The 16629-nt window shown below is 77.6% G+C and carries 17 protein-coding genes and 2 riboswitches; of the genes, 9 read left to right on the forward strand and 8 right to left on the reverse strand.

What is annotated here, in order from left to right:
• Positions 1–100 precede the first annotated feature (100 nt).
• Positions 101–1009: an alpha/beta fold hydrolase gene (locus ACI79R_RS00005; protein ID WP_456571513.1), complete on the reverse strand. Its 909-nt coding sequence runs from the start codon at positions 1007–1009 to the stop codon at positions 101–103.
• Positions 1010–1066: 57 nt separating this feature from the next.
• On the opposite strand from ACI79R_RS00005, the gene ACI79R_RS00010 reads away from it, so the two are divergent.
• The gene (locus tag ACI79R_RS00010; RefSeq protein ID WP_456571514.1) at positions 1067–1684 is read left to right on the forward strand and encodes a TetR/AcrR family transcriptional regulator; all 618 of its coding nucleotides are present in this window, start codon (positions 1067–1069) and stop codon (positions 1682–1684) included.
• Between the two features lie 61 nt (positions 1685–1745).
• Here ACI79R_RS00010 and thiD read toward each other — a convergent pair whose 3' ends face one another.
• From thiD to ACI79R_RS00035, 5 genes are all read right to left on the reverse strand, one after another.
• Positions 1746–2567, reverse strand: a complete 822-nt coding sequence (gene thiD, locus ACI79R_RS00015; protein WP_456571515.1) for a bifunctional hydroxymethylpyrimidine kinase/phosphomethylpyrimidine kinase — start codon at positions 2565–2567, stop codon at positions 1746–1748.
• Positions 2564–3226 (reverse strand): thiamine phosphate synthase, encoded by a 663-nt coding sequence (thiE, locus tag ACI79R_RS00020; RefSeq protein ID WP_456571516.1) that lies wholly within the window; start codon positions 3224–3226, stop codon positions 2564–2566. The genes thiD and thiE overlap by 4 nt, the downstream gene beginning before the upstream one ends.
• Positions 3223–4020: a hydroxyethylthiazole kinase gene (thiM, locus tag ACI79R_RS00025; RefSeq protein WP_456571517.1), complete on the reverse strand. Its 798-nt coding sequence runs from the start codon at positions 4018–4020 to the stop codon at positions 3223–3225. Before thiM ends, thiE begins: the two co-directional genes overlap by 4 nt.
• Positions 4012–4105, reverse strand: a riboswitch (TPP riboswitch). (Overlaps the previous gene by 9 nt.)
• A 36-nt stretch (positions 4106–4141) precedes the next feature.
• Positions 4142–4774 carry a TenA family protein gene (locus tag ACI79R_RS00030; RefSeq protein ID WP_456571518.1) on the reverse strand — a complete coding sequence of 211 codons (633 nt, stop codon included), beginning with the start codon at positions 4772–4774 and terminating at the stop codon, positions 4142–4144.
• Positions 4771–5388 (reverse strand): thiaminase II/PqqC family protein, encoded by a 618-nt coding sequence (locus ACI79R_RS00035; protein ID WP_456571519.1) that lies wholly within the window; start codon positions 5386–5388, stop codon positions 4771–4773. Before ACI79R_RS00035 ends, ACI79R_RS00030 begins: the two co-directional genes overlap by 4 nt.
• A 33-nt stretch (positions 5389–5421) precedes the next feature.
• Positions 5422–5533: riboswitch (TPP riboswitch) on the forward strand.
• Here ACI79R_RS00035 and ACI79R_RS00040 point away from each other — a divergent pair.
• The 6 genes from ACI79R_RS00040 (at position 5523) to ACI79R_RS00065 (ending at position 10186) form a co-directional block, all read left to right on the forward strand.
• Complete coding sequence (locus ACI79R_RS00040; protein ID WP_456571520.1) at positions 5523–6869, forward strand: purine-cytosine permease family protein; 1347 nt, start codon at positions 5523–5525, stop codon at positions 6867–6869. (Overlaps the previous riboswitch by 11 nt.)
• Positions 6866–7981 carry a glycine oxidase ThiO gene (gene thiO, locus ACI79R_RS00045; RefSeq protein WP_456571521.1) on the forward strand — a complete coding sequence of 372 codons (1116 nt, stop codon included), beginning with the start codon at positions 6866–6868 and terminating at the stop codon, positions 7979–7981. The genes ACI79R_RS00040 and thiO overlap by 4 nt, the downstream gene beginning before the upstream one ends.
• Before the next feature lie 2 nt (positions 7982–7983).
• Positions 7984–8184, forward strand: coding sequence for a sulfur carrier protein ThiS (thiS, locus tag ACI79R_RS00050; RefSeq protein WP_456571522.1), 201 nt, complete (start codon positions 7984–7986; stop codon positions 8182–8184).
• A 1-nt stretch (position 8185) separates the two neighbouring features.
• Positions 8186–9010: a thiazole synthase gene (locus ACI79R_RS00055; RefSeq protein ID WP_456571523.1), complete on the forward strand. Its 825-nt coding sequence runs from the start codon at positions 8186–8188 to the stop codon at positions 9008–9010.
• A complete protein-coding gene (locus tag ACI79R_RS00060; RefSeq protein WP_456571524.1) occupies positions 9007–9600 on the forward strand; it encodes a thiamine phosphate synthase in 594 nt (197 codons plus the stop codon). The genes ACI79R_RS00055 and ACI79R_RS00060 overlap by 4 nt, the downstream gene beginning before the upstream one ends.
• Before the next feature lie 148 nt (positions 9601–9748).
• The gene (locus ACI79R_RS00065) at positions 9749–10186 is read left to right on the forward strand and encodes an ATP-binding protein (protein WP_456571525.1); all 438 of its coding nucleotides are present in this window, start codon (positions 9749–9751) and stop codon (positions 10184–10186) included.
• Here the strand turns inward: ACI79R_RS00065 and ACI79R_RS00070 are convergent.
• Together ACI79R_RS00070 and ACI79R_RS00075 are read right to left on the reverse strand one after the other, a co-directional pair.
• Positions 10183–12291 carry a SpoIIE family protein phosphatase gene (locus tag ACI79R_RS00070; protein ID WP_456571526.1) on the reverse strand — a complete coding sequence of 703 codons (2109 nt, stop codon included), beginning with the start codon at positions 12289–12291 and terminating at the stop codon, positions 10183–10185. The genes ACI79R_RS00065 and ACI79R_RS00070 overlap by 4 nt on opposite strands.
• 924 nt (positions 12292–13215) lie before the next feature.
• Positions 13216–13959, reverse strand: coding sequence for a hypothetical protein (locus tag ACI79R_RS00075; protein ID WP_456571527.1), 744 nt, complete (start codon positions 13957–13959; stop codon positions 13216–13218).
• A 328-nt stretch (positions 13960–14287) separates the two neighbouring features.
• On the opposite strand from ACI79R_RS00075, the gene ACI79R_RS00080 reads away from it, so the two are divergent.
• Together ACI79R_RS00080 and ACI79R_RS00085 are read left to right on the forward strand one after the other, a co-directional pair.
• Positions 14288–15649, forward strand: a complete 1362-nt coding sequence (locus tag ACI79R_RS00080; protein WP_456571528.1) for an APC family permease — start codon at positions 14288–14290, stop codon at positions 15647–15649.
• 26 nt (positions 15650–15675) lie between these two features.
• Positions 15676–16623 carry a nucleoside hydrolase gene (locus ACI79R_RS00085; protein ID WP_456571529.1) on the forward strand — a complete coding sequence of 316 codons (948 nt, stop codon included), beginning with the start codon at positions 15676–15678 and terminating at the stop codon, positions 16621–16623.
• The last annotated feature ends 6 nt before the right edge of the window (positions 16624–16629 follow it).

Genomic DNA, 16629 nt, shown 5'->3' on the forward strand with positions numbered 1-16629 from the left:
GCGCCCCAACCCCCCCCCCCCCCCCCCCCCCGCCCCCCCGACGCGCCCCCGCCCCCCCCCCCCCCCCCCCCCCCCCCCCCCCCCCCCCCCCCCCCGGAACTCAGGGGGTGGGCGTGCGGGCCTGGTCGGCGGTCGCGCGGATGTCCGCGGCGATCGCCGGCCAGAGCGCGCGGGGCAGCTCGTGGCCCATCCCCGGGTGGACCACCAGCCGGGCCCCGGGGACGGCGTCCGCGGTGGCCCGGCCGCCTTCCGGGCGGATCATGACGTCGCTGTCGCCGTGCACGACCAGGGTGGGCACCCGGACGGCGGCCAGCGCCTCCCGCAGGTCCGGGGCGAGCTTCTCCGCGGCCTGCTGCCGCTTGGCCCCGGGGCCAGACAGCCCCGAGGCGTCCCGGGCCATGGCGACCCGCAGCATCGCCAGGTGGTCCTCCCGGTCGGCAGGGTAGGCCGGCGAGCCGGTGACCTCCTGCATCGCGAGCATGAAGTCGGCCATCGCCTCCGGCGTCGTGGCCGGGCCGCGCTCCTTCGCGAGCCTGCGGGCCCGGCGGACGAGCGCCAGCACGGTGCGCGGGCGCATCCGGCCGATCCGCGGCGCGGGCTTGCTCATGATCGAGGTCAGCGACAGCACCCGCTCCGGCGCCGACACCGCCAGCTGCTGGGCGATCATGCCGCCCAGCGAGGCCCCCGCCACGTGCGCCGCCGGCCAGCCGACGGCGTCCATGACGGCCAGCGCGTCGCCGGCCATGTCGGCCAGCGTGTAGGCGGCCGGCACCGACGACCACGCGCGCTTCGGAGCCGGGCCGTCGAGGTGGGTGGACAGGCCGACGTCGCGGTTGTCGAAGCGGACGACGCAGAAACCGCGGGCGGTCAGCTCGGCGCAGAACCCGTCGGGCCAGCCGACCATCTGCGCGCCGAGCCCCATGACCAGCAGCAGGGGGTCGCCGGCGGGGTCGCCGAGCACCTCGTAGGCGATGTCCAGCTCGCCGGATCGGGCGGTCAGGATGGTCACGGCTGCCTCCTCGGCTCTTGGGGATACAGTCGTATCACAAAGGGAGGTGCAGCGGCGATGCCACGGCGGGTCGACCACGAGGAGCGGCGCCGCGAGCTGACCGCGGCGCTGCTGCGGATCGCCAGCACCCGCGGCCTGCAGGCGGTGTCGATCCGGGAGGTCGCCGCGGAGGCCGGCGTCTCGCTGCGCGGCGTCCAGTACTACTTCCCCGACAAGCGCGCCCTGATGGCCTCCGGCCTGGCCGAGCTGGTCGCCCGGCTGGACCGCCGGATCCGCGAGCGCGCCGCCGCCATCGGCACCGGCCTGCCGGCACGGACCGTCCTCGAGGTCACGCTCACCTCGATCCTGCCCACCGACGAGCCCAGCCGGGCCGACCAGCTGGCCTGGACCGCCTACTACGCCGCGGGCCTGACCGACGCCGAGGGCACCGCCGGGCTGCGCGACGAGGGGCTGCGCGGCCCCGACGGCCTCGAGAACTGGCTGACCGGCGTGCTGGCGCGCGCCGCCGAGGCCGGCGAGATCGCCGCGGACCGCGATCCGCGCACCGAGGTCGTCAGCCTCCTCGCCCTGGCCAACGGGCTGACCTCCAGCGTGCTCGGGTCCCAGCGCAGCGCCGAGGACGCCGTCGCGGTCCTCACCTACCGGCTCGACCGGCTCTTCCGCGCGACCGGCTGACCGCCATTCGCGCGCGAAGGGCCGGGGGCGACCCCGCCATTCGCGCGCGAATGGCGAGAGCTCAGGGGGTGGCCTCCCAGATGCCGGCGAAGTGGTGCACCGGGCCGTGCCCGGAGCCGATCCCGAGCGACTCCCCCGCCACGAGCGCGGCCTGCAGGTAGTCGCGGGCCCGCTCCACCACCGGCTCCCACGCCCCCGGGCCGCCGGCACCGCGGGCCACCAGCGCCGCGATCGCGGACGACAGGGTGCAGCCGGTGCCGTGCGTCGACCGGGTCGCCACCCGCGGCCGCCGGCTCAGGGTGACCCCGTCGGCGGTGGCGAGGACGTCGAGGCTCTCCGCGCCGCTGAGGTGGCCGCCCTTGGCCAGCACCGCCCCGGGCCCCAGCTCCAGGAGGGCCCGGGCCTGCTCCACCAGCTCGTCGACCGTCGTGGCCGGTGCGACGTCGAGCAGTGCGGCGGCCTCGGGCACGTTCGGGGTGACCAGGGCGGTCAGCGGCAGCACCTCGGTGCGGATGGCGTCCACGGCGTCCTGCGCGACCAGCCGGTCGCCGCTGGTGGCCACCATGACCGGATCGCAGACGACCGGCCCCGGCCGCCGCTCGGCCAGCACCGCGGCCACCGTCCGCACGACGTCGGCGGTACCGAGCATGCCGAGCTTGGTCGCCCCCACCGGCACGTCGTCGAGGAGGGTCGCCAGCTGCTCGGCGACGAACGCCGCCGGCACCGGGTGCACCCCCGTGACGCCCCGGGTGTTCTGCGCGGTCAGCCCGGTGAGCACGGCGGTGCCGTAGACCCCGAGGGCGCTGAAGGTCTTCAGGTCCGCCTGGATGCCGGCGCCACCGCTGGGGTCGCTGCCGGCCACGGCGAGCGCGACGGCGGTCACCGCGCCGCCCCGGCCCGCAGCCCCGCCCGCAGCGCGCGGGCGGCCGCCTCGGGATCGGGCGCCCCGCAGACGGCGGAGACCACGCAGATCCCGTCGACGCCCGTGGCCGCGGCCACCGGCGCCCGGGCGGCGTCGATCCCGCCGATCGCCACCGACCGCAGGCCACCGGCCCGCGCGGCCGCGGCCAGGTCCGCGACCCGCTCCAGCCCGAGCGCGGCACCGGCGTCGGGCTTGGTGGGGGTCGACCACACCGGCCCGATGCCCACGACGTCCAGCGTGCCCGCGGGGAGGGCGAGCGCGACCGCCATCTCCGCGTCGCTGCCGGCGGAGAGGCCGAGCAGCCGGTCCGGTCCGATCAGTGCGCGGACCTCGGCCGGCGGGAGGTCGTCCTGACCGACGTGCACGCCGTCGGCGCCGGCGAGCAGCGCGACGTCGACCGCGTCGTCCACCCAGAGGGCGACGCCGGTCGTGCCGGCGAGCGCGTCGCGGACGGCGAGGGTCAGCCCGTACAGCTCGCGCCGGGACGCCGTCTTGTCGCGCACCTGGACGGCGGTGACGCCGCCGGCCACCGCGGCCCGGACGACGTCGGGGACGCTGCGCGGGCGGGCGATCGCCGTGTCGGTGACCAGGTACAGCGTCGGGTCGAAGGCCGGCCTCACGACCCGCTCCGGACGTCGGCCCCGGCGAGGGTCCCGGGCGTCACCGCGTCCAGGGCGTCGAGCCAGGCGGGCGCGAAGGTGCCCGGGCCCGCCGCGACGGCCGCCGCGGCGTCCGCGGCCACGGCGACGTGCGCGTGCGCGGCCACCGTGCCGAGCAGGACGTCGCCGGTCGCGGCGACGTAGGCGGCGACCAACGCACCCAGCGCGCACCCCGCCCCGGTCGTCCGGGTGAGCAGCGGGGAGCCGCCGCCGATCCGCACCGTCCGCGCCCCGTCGGTGACGAGGTCGACCGCCCCGCTGACCGCCACCACCCCACCGGTGCGGCCGGCCAGGGTGACCGCGGCCGCCGCGGCGTCCTCCGCCGCCGCCGTCGAGTCCACCCCGCGGCCGCCGGCACCGACCCCGGCCAGCGCCATCACCTCCGAGGCGTTGCCGCGGACCACCGCCGGACGCGACTCCAGCAGCTCGCCGGCGAGCTCCGTGCGGAACGCCAGGCCACCCACCGCCACGGGGTCCAGCACCCACGGCGTGCCCGCGCCCGTGGCGCCGCGGACCGCGGCCCGCATGGCCACGGCGGTGCGCTCGTGCACGGTGCCGAGGTTGACCAGCAGCGCCGAGGCCACCCCGGCGAAGCCCTCGGCCTCCCGCGGCTCCTCGACCATCGCCGGCGCCGCCCCGACGGCGAGCAGCGCGTTGGCGGTGAGGGCCTGCACGACCGTGTTGGTCAGGCAGTGCACCAGGGGGGCGCGGTCGGTCAGCACCGACCGTGCGGCAGCGAGCGCGCTGGCATCCACGCGTGACATCCCTTCGCCAGCATGACCTGGACAGGTTCGACGGGTCTGCTCTCAGTCCGCGCTGCGGACACCCCGTGCCACTGACGGCGAAGGTAGCACCGGCCCCGGCCGGTGCCGCGGGTCAGCCCGCGAGAGCGGCGTCGAAGAACGCCAGCTCGAGCTCCATCGCCCGCCGGTACGCGCGCCGGACCGCCGCGGTGTCGGCGGCGTGGCGGTCCAGCAGCCCCTCCAGCGTCGCCGCGAGCTGCTCGAATCCCGGGTCGGCGTACGCGGTGACCCACTCGCCGTAGGTCTGCGCCGCCCGCCCGGACAGGGCTGCGCCCAGATGGGCGTAGAGGCGCATGCACGGCGTCATCGCCGCGCAGGTCTCGCCGAGGCCGCGCACGGCCGCGGTGGCCAGCAGGAACTCGGTGTAGGCCGAGGTGGCCGGCGCGGGCCGGACGGCGGACAGGTCGACGCCCCAGCGCGCGGCGTAGGAGTCGTGCAGGCGCAGCTCCTCGCGGACCCCGGCCAGCAGGTCGGCGAAGGCCTCCAGCGCCGGCCGGTCGGGGCTGTGCGCCACCGCGAGCGCGTAGCCGCGGGCGAAGGCCTCGAGGAAGTACGCGTCCTGCGCGACGTAGCCGGCGAAGACCTCCCGCGGCAGCGACCCGTCGGCCAGCCCGCGGACGAACGGGTGCGCGACCGCCGCCGCCGCCAGGTCGGCGCTGTCGGCCCAGAGGCGGGCGGCCAGCCCGCCGGCAGCTCCGGCGCTCACCGGGCCGGCCCGCGCTCGGCAGCGAGGACCGCCATGTCCCAGAACGCCGCCTCGGCCACGAGCACCTCGCCCACCGCCCCTGCCGGGTCCGCGTTCCCGGCGACCGCGTCCGCGGCCCGCTCCAGGGCCGTCACGTAGCCGGCGAAGCCGGGGGTCGTCCAGTGCGCCACGAACTCCGCGTGGGCGGGGCCGCCGGGGGCGGCCGACGTCCACGCGTCGAGGTACACCCGCTCCACCGCCCACAGCGCGGCCAGGGCCTCGGGGACCGGGAGGCCGTCCAGCCGCTCGAGCAGGGCGCCGTAGGCCACCGTGGCCGGCAGGGGCGGTGCGCCGAGGTCGAGACCCCGATCGGCGGCCAGCCGCTCGAACCAGTCCAGCTCCTCGACCAGCGCGACCAGGCCGGCGGCGAGCACCGCCTGCGCCGGCCGCGGCGCCCGGGCCAGGAGCCGGGCCTGGAAGCGCAGCAGATCGGCGATGAACCGGGCGTCCTGCACCAGCCAGGTGTCGAACGCGGCCGGGTCCACCGTCCCGTCGCGGACGGCGTCCAGGAACGGGTGTCGGGTGGCCCGCGACCAGGCGTCGGGCAGTCGGGAGGGGAGATCGGCGACCGGCACGGCGGGCACTCTACGAGCTGGGGTTACGCTGGCCCGGCCATGTGCGGGAGCTCGGGCGAACCGGGCTGAGAGGGCGGCTGACGCGCCGCCGACCGCTGGAACCTGACCGGGTAATGCCGGCGTAGGGAGCGACCATGAGCACGTCCGACGCTGTCCGCACCGCCCTGCCTTCCGGGGACGCACCGCTCACCCTGGCCGAGCCGCCGGCCCGGTCCCTGGGCCTGCGCGACACCCTCGGCCTGTGGGGCAACCTGGGCGTGAGCCTGCTCCTGCCGGTCGCCGCGGTGTTCGTCGTCCTGCCGGGCCGGCCGCTGGGCGACACGCTCGGCGCGATCGCCGTCGGGGCGGTGATCGGGGCGCTGCTCCTCGGGATCGGCGCCGCGGCCGGCGCGCGCGAGGGCGTGCCGGCCATGGTGCTGCTGCGGGGCCTGCTCGGCCGGCGCACCTCGTGGCTGCCGACCGCGTTCAACCTGGTCCAGTGCGTGGGCTGGGCGACGTTCGAGATCGTGATCATCGCCGAGGCCGCGTCGCGGGTGCTCGACGCCCCGCGGTGGCCGTTCGTGCTGGGCGCGGGGGTGCTGGCCACGGCCATGGCGCTGCGCCCGCTCGGCGTCGTCCGCGTGCTGGCCCGGTACGCGGTGTGGGCGGCGCTGGCCGCCCTGGTCTACCTGTTCGTCGAGGTGCTCGCCGACCCCCTCCCGGCCCTGACGCAGGGCAGCGCGACGTCGTTCTGGACGGCGACCGACGTCGTCATCGCGCTGCCCATCTCCTGGTTCGCCCTGGCCGCCGACTACACCCGGCACGTCCGCAGCGCCCGGACGGCGTTCGCCGGGGCCGCCGTCGGCTACGGCGTGGCCACCGTGGTCATGTTCACCCTGGGCGTGCTGGCGCTGGCCGCCTACGGCAGCGCCGGGCTCGACGTGGTCGACGCGCTGCTCGCCGTCCCCCTCGGTGCGGTGGCCGTGCTGGTCCTCGTCGCGGTGGAGCTCGACGAGGCCTTCGCCAACGTCTACTCCACCGCCGTGTCGGCGCAGAACGTCGTCGCCCGGGCCGACCGCCGGCTGCTGGCCGTGGCGGTCGGTGGCGGGGCCACGGCCCTGGCCCTGACCTTCGACATCGCCGCGTACGAGCCGTTCCTCTTCCTCATCGGCGCGGTGTTCGTGCCGCTGGTGGGCGTCTTCGCGGTCGTCTACGCGCTGACGCCGCGCGGGTCGTGGGACACCTCGGACACCGCGCGGGCCCGGCCGCGGTACCTGCTGCCGTGGGCGGCCGGCTTCGTGGCCTACCAGCTCACCCTCCCGACGTTCTTCTCCGGCCCCGGCGCCGGCTGGACGGCGTGGTGGACCGCGCGCCAGGAGCAGCTCGGCATCGACCCCGCCAACGGCTGGTCGGCGTCCCTGGTCAGCCTGGCGGTGGCGGTGGTCCTCACCCTCCCGCTCGCCCTCCCCGGCCGGCTGCGCCGCCGGCCGGCGGTGCGGTGAGCGTCGACGTCGCCGTCGCCGGCGGCGGGCTGATCGGGCTCTCGGTCGCGTGGCGGGCCGCCCGGCGGGGCCTGTCGGTGACCGTGGTCGACGACTCCCCCGGCACGGGCGCCTCGGCCGCCGCCGCGGGCATGCTGGCACCGGTGACCGAGGCCGGGTACCGGGAGGAGGCGCTGCTGCGGCTCGGGCTGGCGTCCCTGGCCGGCTGGCCGGCCTTCGCCGCCGAGCTGGAGCAGGCCGGCGGCCACCCGGTCGGCCTGCGCACCGTCGGCACCCTCGTGGTCGGCTTCGACGACGACGACATGCGGGAGCTCACCGCGCTGCACGCGTTCCAGCAGGAGCTCGGCCTGGCCGCCGAGCGGCTGACCCCGCGGGCCGCCCGGCGGCGCGAGCCCGCGCTGACACCGCGGGTGCGCGGCGGGCTGCTGGTCCCCGGCGACCACTCCGTCGACGGGCGGGCCGTGCACGCCGCCCTCCTGGCCGCCGCGCGGGCGCAGGGGGTGACCGTGGTGGACGACCGGGTCGCGGAGGTGGTCGTCGACGGCGGCCGGGCCGCCGGCCTGCGGCTGTCCGGCGGCGCCGCCCTGGAGGCCGGCAGCGTCGTGGTCGCCCTCGGCGCCCGCAGCGGGCAGCTGCCCGGCATCCCCCGGCTGCCGGTGCGGCCGGTGAAGGGGCAGATCCTGCGGCTGGCCGGCGCGGCCGGGCTGCTCGAGGGCACGGTGCGGGCCCTGGTCCGCGGCCGGCAGGTGTACCTGGTGCCCTACGCCGGGGACCGGCTGGTGGTCGGCGCGACGACGGAGGACCGCGGCTTCGACGCCACCGTCACCGCCGGCGCGGTCCACGACCTGCTGCACGACGCGATCGACGTCGTCCCGGAGGTGACCGAGCTGGAGCTGACCGAGACGCTGACCCGCTGGCGGCCCGGCACTCCCGACAACGCGCCGATCCTGGGACCGTCTCCGGTGCCCGGCCTGGTGCTCGCCACCGGCCACCACCGCAACGGCGTCCTGCTCACCCCCGTGACCGCGGAGGCGATCGCCGAGCTGCTGGCCACCGGCCGGCTGCCGGAGGTGGCCGCCCCGTTCACCGTCGACCGCTTCGAGAGGAGCTGACCGTGCAGGTGACCGTCAACGGCGTCCCGGCCGACCTGGCCGAGGACGTCACCGTGGCCGACCTGGTGGCCGCCCGCGCCGGCGGCCACGACCGGGTCGCCGTCGCCCGCAACGGGGACGTCGTCCCGCGCAGCAGCTGGACCGGGACCCGGCTGGCCCCCGGCGACACCGTCGAGGTGCTGGCCCCGACCGCCGGAGGATGAGATGACCCCACAGGATCTCCCCGAGGAGCTGGCACCCGCCCTCGCGCGGGAGGAGGCGGCCGACCCCTTTCTCCTCGCCGGCCAGACCTTCCGCTCCCGCCTCCTGCTCGGCACGGGTGGCGTGCCGAGCCTGGAGGCGCTGGAGGCCGCGGTGCGCGCCTCGGGCACCCAGCTGGTCACCGTGGCGCTGCGCCGGGTCGAGGCCTCGGCCACCGGCTCGATGATGGCGGTGCTGGACCGCTGCGGCGTCCGGCTGCTGCCCAACACCGCGGGCTGCCAGACGGCTCGCGAGGCGGTGCGCACCGCCCGGCTGGCCCGCGAGGCGTTCGGCACGGACTGGGTCAAGCTGGAGGTCATCGGCGACGAGCACACCCTGCTGCCCGATGCCGTCGAGCTGCTCGACGCCGCCGAGCAACTGGTCGCCGAGGGGTTCACCGTCCTCGCCTACACGACCGACGACCCCGTGCTCGGCCGGCGGCTCGCCGATGCCGGCTGCGCCGCGGTGATGCCGCTCGGATCGCCGATCGGCAGCGGCCTGGGCATCCGCAACCCGCACAACATCGCGCTGCTGCGGGAGGCGGTCTCCGTGCCCGTCGTCCTGGACGCCGGCATCGGCACCGCCTCGGACGCCGCGCTGGCGATGGAGCTCGGCTGCGACGCGGTCCTGCTGGCCTCCGCCGTGACCCGGGCCCGGGACCCGGAGCGGATGGCGCTGGCGATGCGCCAGGCCGTGGAGGGCGGCCGGCTGGCCCGGCTGGCCGGCCGGATCCCGCGGCGCTGGCACGCCGAGGCCTCCACCTCCTTCGAGGGGCTGCCCGAGCTGTGACGGTCCCCCGGCTGGTCGTGGTCACCGACCGGACCCAGGCCGACCGGCCGCTGCCCGAGGCCGTCGCCGAGGCCGTGGCCGCGGGGGCCCGGGCCGTGGTGCTCCGGGACAAGGACCTCCCGGACGACGAGCGCGCCGGCCTGGCCGCCGCGCTGCGCGACCTGCTGGACCCGGTCGGCGGCCTCCTGCTGCACGGTGGCCTGCACGGGGCTCCGGCCGGCGCCCCGGTCCACCTGGCGGCGCGCGACCCGTTCCCCGCGGTCCGGCCCGACCTGGTGGGCCGGTCGTGCCACTCGGCCGGCGAGCTGGCCCGGGCGCGCCAGGAGGGGTGTGACTACGTGTTCCTCTCGCCGCTGGCCCCGACGGCGTCCAAGCCCGGGTACGGCCCCGCCCTCGGGATCGGGGGGCTAGCCGCCCTCGTGCCCGGCGCGCCGCCGGTGCTGGCGCTCGGCGGGGTGCGCCCCGAGGACGTGGCCGGGTGCCTGGCCGCCGGAGCCCACGGCGTCGCCGTGATGGGCCCGGTCATGCGCGACCCGGGCATCGTCCGGGACTACCTGCGGGCGCTGGAGAACGCGCCGGACGCTCGCTGACGGGGTCCGCCACGGGGCCACGGGGACCCGTCCCGGAACCCGTTCGTGACCCCTGTCTCATCGGGGTTTAACGTCTCGCGTCGCGGCGCATACGCAGGTGTTCGGTCAGCGCTGCGGGCCGGGGTCGAGGATGCGAGGTACTGCAGGCGTGACACGGGAGTCGGCCGGGCCGGTGTGGCCCTCGGCGTCCCCGCCGTCCGCCTCCGGTGGTCTGACCTGGCTGTTGACCGAGGTCGCCGAGCTGCCCCGGATGCGCGCCGAGCTGCGCCGCCACCTGGCGCGCGGCACGGAGCCCGACACGGCCACCGCCGACCTCCGCGACCGGCTGGTGCTGGCCCTCGACGAGATGGCGTCCAACGCGCTGCGGCACGGCGGCGGCCGGGTCACCGCCGCGGTGCGGCACGTCGGCGGCTCGTTCCTCATCGAGGTCTCCGACGCCGCCGCCGACAGCCCCCCGGCGCCCGCCGTGGGCCGCGATCCCAGCGAGGGCGGTCTCGGGCTCTACCTCATCGCGGAGCTGGCCTCCGAGCACGGCTGGTACGTGCACGACGGCGCCAAGTACGTCTGGGCCGTCCTCCCGGGTTAGGCGCCCGGCACGGGCGGGACGTGCCCCGGCCCGGCCTCGGGCGGCCGCGGCCGGTCCTCCGGGTGCAGCCGCACGGCCACCAGCGCGACGTCGTCCTGCGCGCCGGCGGGCCGCAGCCGCGCCACCACCTCGTCGCACAGCTCGGCCAGCGGCCGGTCGGCGAGCTCGGTCAGCGCGGTGCGGAGCCGCGCCATGCCCTCGTCGAGGGACATGTCCGGCGCCTCGATCAGCCCGTCGGTGTAGAGGAAGACGGTCGCCGGCCGGTCGAAGGTGACCACCCGGTCGCTGCGCCGCGCCCGTGCGTCGACGCCGAGCATCAGCTCGGCCCGCTCGCCGGCCAGCTGCTCGACCCGGCCGTCGGCGTGCAGCAGCAGGGGCGGCGGGTGCCCGGCGTTCGACCAGCGCAGCCTCGTGCGGCCGGCGGCCCGGAGCTCCGGCGTCTGCTCGATGCGGGCCACCGCCGCCGTCGCCAGGGTGCCCATCTCCAGGCCCTCGATCGCGGCGTCGAGCCCCGTCAGGACGGCGGCCGGGTCGGCGCCCTCCCGGTAGGCGATCCCGCGCACCAGGCCTCGCAGCTGACCCATCGCGGCGGCCGCGGCGATGTCGTGGCCGACGACGTCGCCGATCACCAGCACGGTGGCCCCGCCCGGCTGGAGGAACGCGTCGTACCAGTCGCCGCCGACCTGGGCGGCCTGCATGGCCGGCAGGTAGCGGACGACGACCTCGGCGTGATCCGGTCGCGGTGGCTCGGTGAGCATGCTCCGCTGCAGCTCCTCCGCCAGCCGGCGCTGGTGCTCGTAGAGCCGCGCGTTGTCCATCGCCAGCCCCACCCGGGACGCGACCTCCCGTGCCGTGGCGATGTCCTCCTCGCCGGCGACCCCGCGGTCGGCCGAGCGGTAGAGGCTCAGCGCGCCGAGGGTCCGGCCGCGGGCCCCCAGCGGGAGGGTGACCGCCGACTGCGGCGCCAGCTGCCGGAACCGTTCGCGCACCTCGCCCGGGGGCAGGCCGGCGCCGACCGTTCCCGGGACGTCGGCCACGGTGAGCAGCTGGCCGGAGGCCAGCGCCCGCAGCACCGGGGCGTCGGGCCGGATGGAGGCCAGCCGCAGCTCGGCGTACCGGGCCGCCGCTTCCCTGGCCGCCGGGTCCCGGTGCCAGCTGGCGACGTCGCGCATCCGGCCGTCCTCGTCCTGCAGGGTGACGATCGACCAGTCGGCCAGCACCGGGACGACGGCCTCCGCGACCCGCTGCAGTGCCGCGACCTCGTCCCGGCCGGCGCCCAGGAGCTCCGCCGACAGCGAGCTCACCTCGGCGATGACCGCCAGCCGGGCGGTGGTCTCCTGGGCGCGGGTCTGGGCCAGGCGCCGCTCGGTGACGTCGAGGAAGTAGACCGACAGGCCGTCGGGGTTGGGCCAGGCCCGCACCTCGTACCAGGCGTCCAGCGGCTCGGGGTAGTAGGCCTCGAAGACCTGCTCCTCGCCGGTCTCGGCCGCCGCGCGGTAGTAGCGCTCGAAGTCGCTGCCGGGCGCGGCCGGGAACAGCTCCCAGATGACCCCGCCGAGCAGCTCCTCGCGCGGCCGGGCCAGCACCTGCTCGGCCTCGCGGTTGACGTAGGAGAACCGCCACTGCCGGTCCAGGGCGAAGAAGGCCTCCTTCATGGCCTCGAGCACCCGGGCCACGTGCAGGTCGGCCTCGCGGCTGGCGGTCGTGTCGATCCCGACGCCGAGCAGCCGCACGGCGGTGCCCCGCTCGTCGGCGAGCGCCCGCCCGACCCCCCGTACCCAGCGGGTCTCGCCCGTGGGCAGCACGACCCGGAACTCCGCCTCGTACCCGCCGACGGTCTCGATCGCGCCCTGCAGGGCCTCGAGGGTGGCCGGGGCGTCGTCCGGGTGCAGGCGGGCGGCGAAGGCGTCGATGGTGCCGCCGAACTGCCCGCCGTCGTAGCCGAACATCGCCAGCAGCCGGTCGTCCCAGGTCAGCCGGCCGGTCACCAGGTCCCAGTCGAAGCTGCCGATGCCCGCCGCCCCGACGGCGAGGTCCAGCCGCAGCCGGCGCGCGGTCTCCTCCGCGGTGCCGTCCTCGGCGGGACGCGGCTCGGCCGGGCTCACGCTGTCGGTCCTCCGTCCGGGACGTGGGTCGGCGCCGCTCCCCTGGCCCGGGTCTGGACCGGCGCGGCCGCCCGCGGCCGGATCACGGCCCCGTCTCCCCGTACAGCGTCTCACCTCGTCGCGGGCCGCCGCGCAGCCACCGGAACGCCGAACGCCCCGCACCGGAGCCGGCGCGGGGCGGGGGACCTGCGCCCGCCACCTGGCGGGCGCCTTCCGGTCCGGCCGGATGCCGGAGCGGGAGGCGCCCGCCGGATGAGCGGGGGGTTGCGCGGACGGAGCGGTCCGTCCGCCGGCACGGCGGGCGCCTGTCGTTCCCCTCTGCTGCCGGGCGGCCGGGTGCGCCGGCGACCGGTCTGCGACGAGTTCCCTCTCCCGGGGCGGTCCGGCGGACGGGCGGCGCCGTACTGGCCAGGGAGCCGGCCGGTCAGAGACCCGGGGTACGGGTACCGGCTGGTCCTGCTCTCCACCTCGCTCGACGGTCCCGCGGCTGCCCGGGGACGGTCCCGCGGCCGATCTGCGCCTCCCTGGAGGGTCCGCGCGCTGCTCGTCGAGGCGAGCCAGCCGGCGGGGGGTCGAGGCGAAACCGGGTGCGGTGGTGTCCGGGGCGGTGCGGGACGGCGCCGGTCCCCCGCGGCCCGCGATCGATCTGCGCCTCCCTGGAGGGTCCGCGCGCTGCTCGTCGAGGCGAGCCAGCCGGCGGGGGGGTCGAGGCGAGAACCGAGTGCGGTGCTGTCGGGGGACGGCGCTGGAGCGCCGTCGGGGAGGTGGGCCAGGGGCGGCCTGCGTGCGGCCGGAGGGGAGGAACTCGGAGACGCGGGCCGTCGGTCGCGGCTCCCGCGGAGCGGGAACCGGTCGCGCCGGTGCGCAGGGGGTGGACGGCGTCCGCGGCGGGGTGCCGGGAGCGCGCGGTGCCCGGAGGGCGGGTCAGCCGGAGGGCCCGGGAGAGCCCCGGACGCGGCAGGCCGGCGGATCGCCGCGGGTCCGGGCCCGGCCCGGGGCGCGGGCACTGCCCGGGGTGGCCCGGGGGTCCGGCCGCGAGGACCGGCCGGGCCAGCCCGACGGCGAGGGGGGCGACGGGCACGGCGCCGGGCGCGGTGCCGGCCACCCCGTGGGCGGCGGGGTCGCCGCCGTCCGGGGGGAGCCGGCCGACCGGGGGCGCGGAACCCGGGAGAGCGCCGCAGCGGGGGAAGACGCCGCGGGCTGGACCGTGGGGGTGCTGGGCAGTTCGGTGAGGACGACGGGGCGGTCGACCGGCGCGGGCACCGCCACCGGGCGCAGCGAGATGACCCGCGGCGGGGCGGTGGGGCCCCAGGCCAGGTGCGCGCCGCCGGGGCCGGCGCCCCAGAGGGCCAGCCGCCGGGTCAGCGCCCGGAGCCGGGAGCGCAGCGTCGGGCGTGCCGCCGTCGTCGGCAGGACGGCCGGCGCCGGGGCCGGCTGCTGCGCAGGGAGGACGCCGGTGGCCGGGCGCGGCCGCGGCGGGAGCACCGGGCGGGCCGGCGGCAGCGGCCGCGGCGACCGCGCGGGGACCGACCGGTGCAGGACGGCCCGGGACGGGCGCGGCCGCTGCAGCGGCAGCGGCTCCGCCCGCTCCAGGACGTCGAGCAGGCCGGTGAGGGTCAGGCCGTCCGACGCCCGTGGCGCGGACCCGGGGGCCCGGTCGATCGCCATGACGTCCTCCTGAAGTAGTGACCGCGACCAGGGGGGAAGGTGTCGCGGACAAGGAGAAAGGTAGGCAGCCGACCGGCTCCGGACGGCGTCCTGGGACACCCCCCGGCAGGCGCGTGACCGAACCGTTGCGCAGGTCCTCCGCGGCGGCCGGTGACCCCTCGCAGCCGGCGGTCACTAGTCGACAAGCCGTGCGGTCCCGAGCGTGGAACGACCTGGTCAGCGGGTCGGTCATCCCGGACGGCGGCGCGACGCGCCCGGCGTGTCGCGGTGCCCGGCTGCGGGCCGGCGCCCGGTTGCCGGAGCTCTGGCCACTCCCCAGACTCGACCGGTGAGCAGCCCCGCCGACGCCTCCCCCGACACGGCTCCCGGCGCAGCCGACACGAGCACCCGGCTGCGCCGCGCCGTCTCCGGCACGCTGCTCTACCTCTTCATCCTGGGCGACGTCCTCGGGGCCGGTGTCTACGCGCTGGTCGGCGAGGTGGCCGGCGAGGTCGGTGGCGCCATCTGGGTGCCGCTGCTCGTGGCGCTGCTGCTGGCCCTGCTCACCGCCGCCTCCTACGCGGAGCTGGTGACGAAGTACCCGCGGGCCGGCGGTTCGGCGGTCTACGCCGAGCGCGCCTTCCGGCGGCCGGAGATCGCCTTCCTCGTCGGGTTCTGCATGCTCGCCGCCGGCGTCACCAGTGCCGCGGGGCTGGCGCTGGCGTTCGCCGGCGACTACCTCGGCGTCTTCCTCGACGTCCCGGCCGTGCCCGCGGCACTGGTCTTCCTGCTGCTCGTGGCGCTGCTCAACGCCCGCGGCATCCGGGAGTCGATGCGGGCGAACATGGTGATGACGCTCGTCGAGTCCTCCGGCCTGGTGCTGGTGGTGGTGCTCGGCGCGCTGGTGCTCGGCCGCGGCGACGGCGACCTGGGCCGGGCGGTGGAGTTCCCGCCGGGGGTGTCGGCCGGCTCGGCGGTGCTGGCCGCGGCGCTGCTGGCCTACTACTCCTTCGTCGGCTTCGAGACCTCGGCGAACATGGCCGAGGAGGTCCGCGACGTCCGGCGGGTCTACCCGCGGGCGCTGTTCGGGGCGCTGGTCACCGCCGGCCTGCTGTACGTGCTGGTCGGGGTCGCTGCCGCCGTCGTCCTTCCTCCGGAGGAGCTGGCGGGCTCGAGCGGGCCGCTGCTGGAGGTGGTGCGGGCCGCCGACGCCGGCATCCCCGACCGGCTGTTCAGCGCGGTGGCGCTGGTCGCCGTCGCCAACGGCGCCCTGCTCACCATGATCATGGCCAGCCGGATGGCGTTCGGGCTGGCCGAGCAGCGGCTGCTGCCCCCGGTCCTCGGCCGGGTTTTGCCGCACCGCCGCACGCCGTGGGTCGCCATCGCGGTGACCACCCTGGTGGCGATGGGGCTGACGGTCACCGGTGACCTCGCCACGCTGGCCAACACCGTCGTCCTCCTGCTCCTGCTGGTCTTCCTCAGCACCAACACCGCGGTGCTCGTGCTGCGCCGCGACCGGGTGGACGCCGACCACTTCCGCGCGCCGGTGGTCCTGCCGGTGCTCGCCATCGCCTCGTGCCTGCTGCTGCTCTGGCAGCAGACCGCCGCCACCTGGCTGCGCGCCGCGGTGCTGCTGGCCATCGGGCTCGTGCTCCACCTGGCCGGCCGGCTGGCCGCCCGCCGGTCGGGCACCGGACCGGCCGAGGGGTGACCGCGCAGCTGGGCGAGGATGGGCCGGTGGCACGCATCCCCCTGGTGATCGACACCGACCCCGGCATCGACGACGCGCTGGCGATCCTGCTGGCGCTGGCCAGCCCCGAGGTGGACCTCCGGCTGGTCACCACGGTGCACGGGAACGTCGACCTCGCGCAGACGACCGAGAACGCGCTGCGGGTGCTGCACCTGGCCGGCCGCTCCGACGTCCCGGTCGCCGCCGGCGCCCGCAGCTCGCTGGTGCACCCGCAGAGCGAGCGCGCGGGGCACGTGCACGGCGCCGCGGGCCTGGGCGGCGTGGAGCTGCCGCGCTCGCCCGCGACCGCCGATCCGCGGCCGGCGGTGGTCGCCCTCGCCGAGCTGCTGGAGACGTCGGAGGAACCGGTCACCGTGGCGGCGATCGGGCCGCTGACCAACCTCGCGCTGCTGCTGGGCGTCTTCCCCGACGCGGCCGCGCGGATCGGCCGGCTGGTGGTCATGGGCGGCTCGGCCGCCCGCGGCGGCAACGTCACCGCCGCCGCGGAGTTCAACGTCTGGGCCGACCCCGAGGCGGCGCAGGCGGTGTTCACCTCCGGCCTGCCCACCGTGATGGTGGGCCTGGACGTCACCCTCGCCACGGTCCTCGACGCCGCGGGCATCGACCGGTTCCGCGCGGCCGGACCGGTGGGCGCGACCGCCGCGGCGATCCTGGCGCAGTACCTGGACCACGCCCGCACCACCTACGGCACCGACGGCGTCGTGGTGCACGACGCGCTCGCCCTCACCGAGGCGATCGTGCCGGGCACGCTGGCCACGGTGCCGCGGGACGTCGTCGTCGACACCACGCTGGGCGCCGCCCGTGGTCAGACGCTGGTGGACCGGCGGAACCCCTCGGGAGCGCCGACCGCCGTCCAGGTGGCCGAGGACGTCGACAGCGCGGCCGCGGTGGAGTTCCTGGTCACCCGGCTGGCCGAGCTGGCCCGGCGCGACTGAGCCGGG

The sequence above is a fragment of the Blastococcus sp. SYSU D00820 genome (assembly GCF_054050695.1).

Coding starts and splice junctions, on each gene's coding strand:
- ACI79R_RS00010 (WP_456571514.1), top strand. CDS start 1,067: ATGCCACGGCGGGTCGACCACGAGGAGCGGCGCCGCGAGCTGACCGCG.
- ACI79R_RS00040 (WP_456571520.1), top strand. CDS start 5,523: ATGAGCACGTCCGACGCTGTCCGCACCGCCCTGCCTTCCGGGGACGCA.
- ACI79R_RS00055 (WP_456571523.1), top strand. CDS start 8,186: ATGACCCCACAGGATCTCCCCGAGGAGCTGGCACCCGCCCTCGCGCGG.
- ACI79R_RS00075 (WP_456571527.1), bottom strand. CDS start 13,959: ATGGCGATCGACCGGGCCCCCGGGTCCGCGCCACGGGCGTCGGACGGC.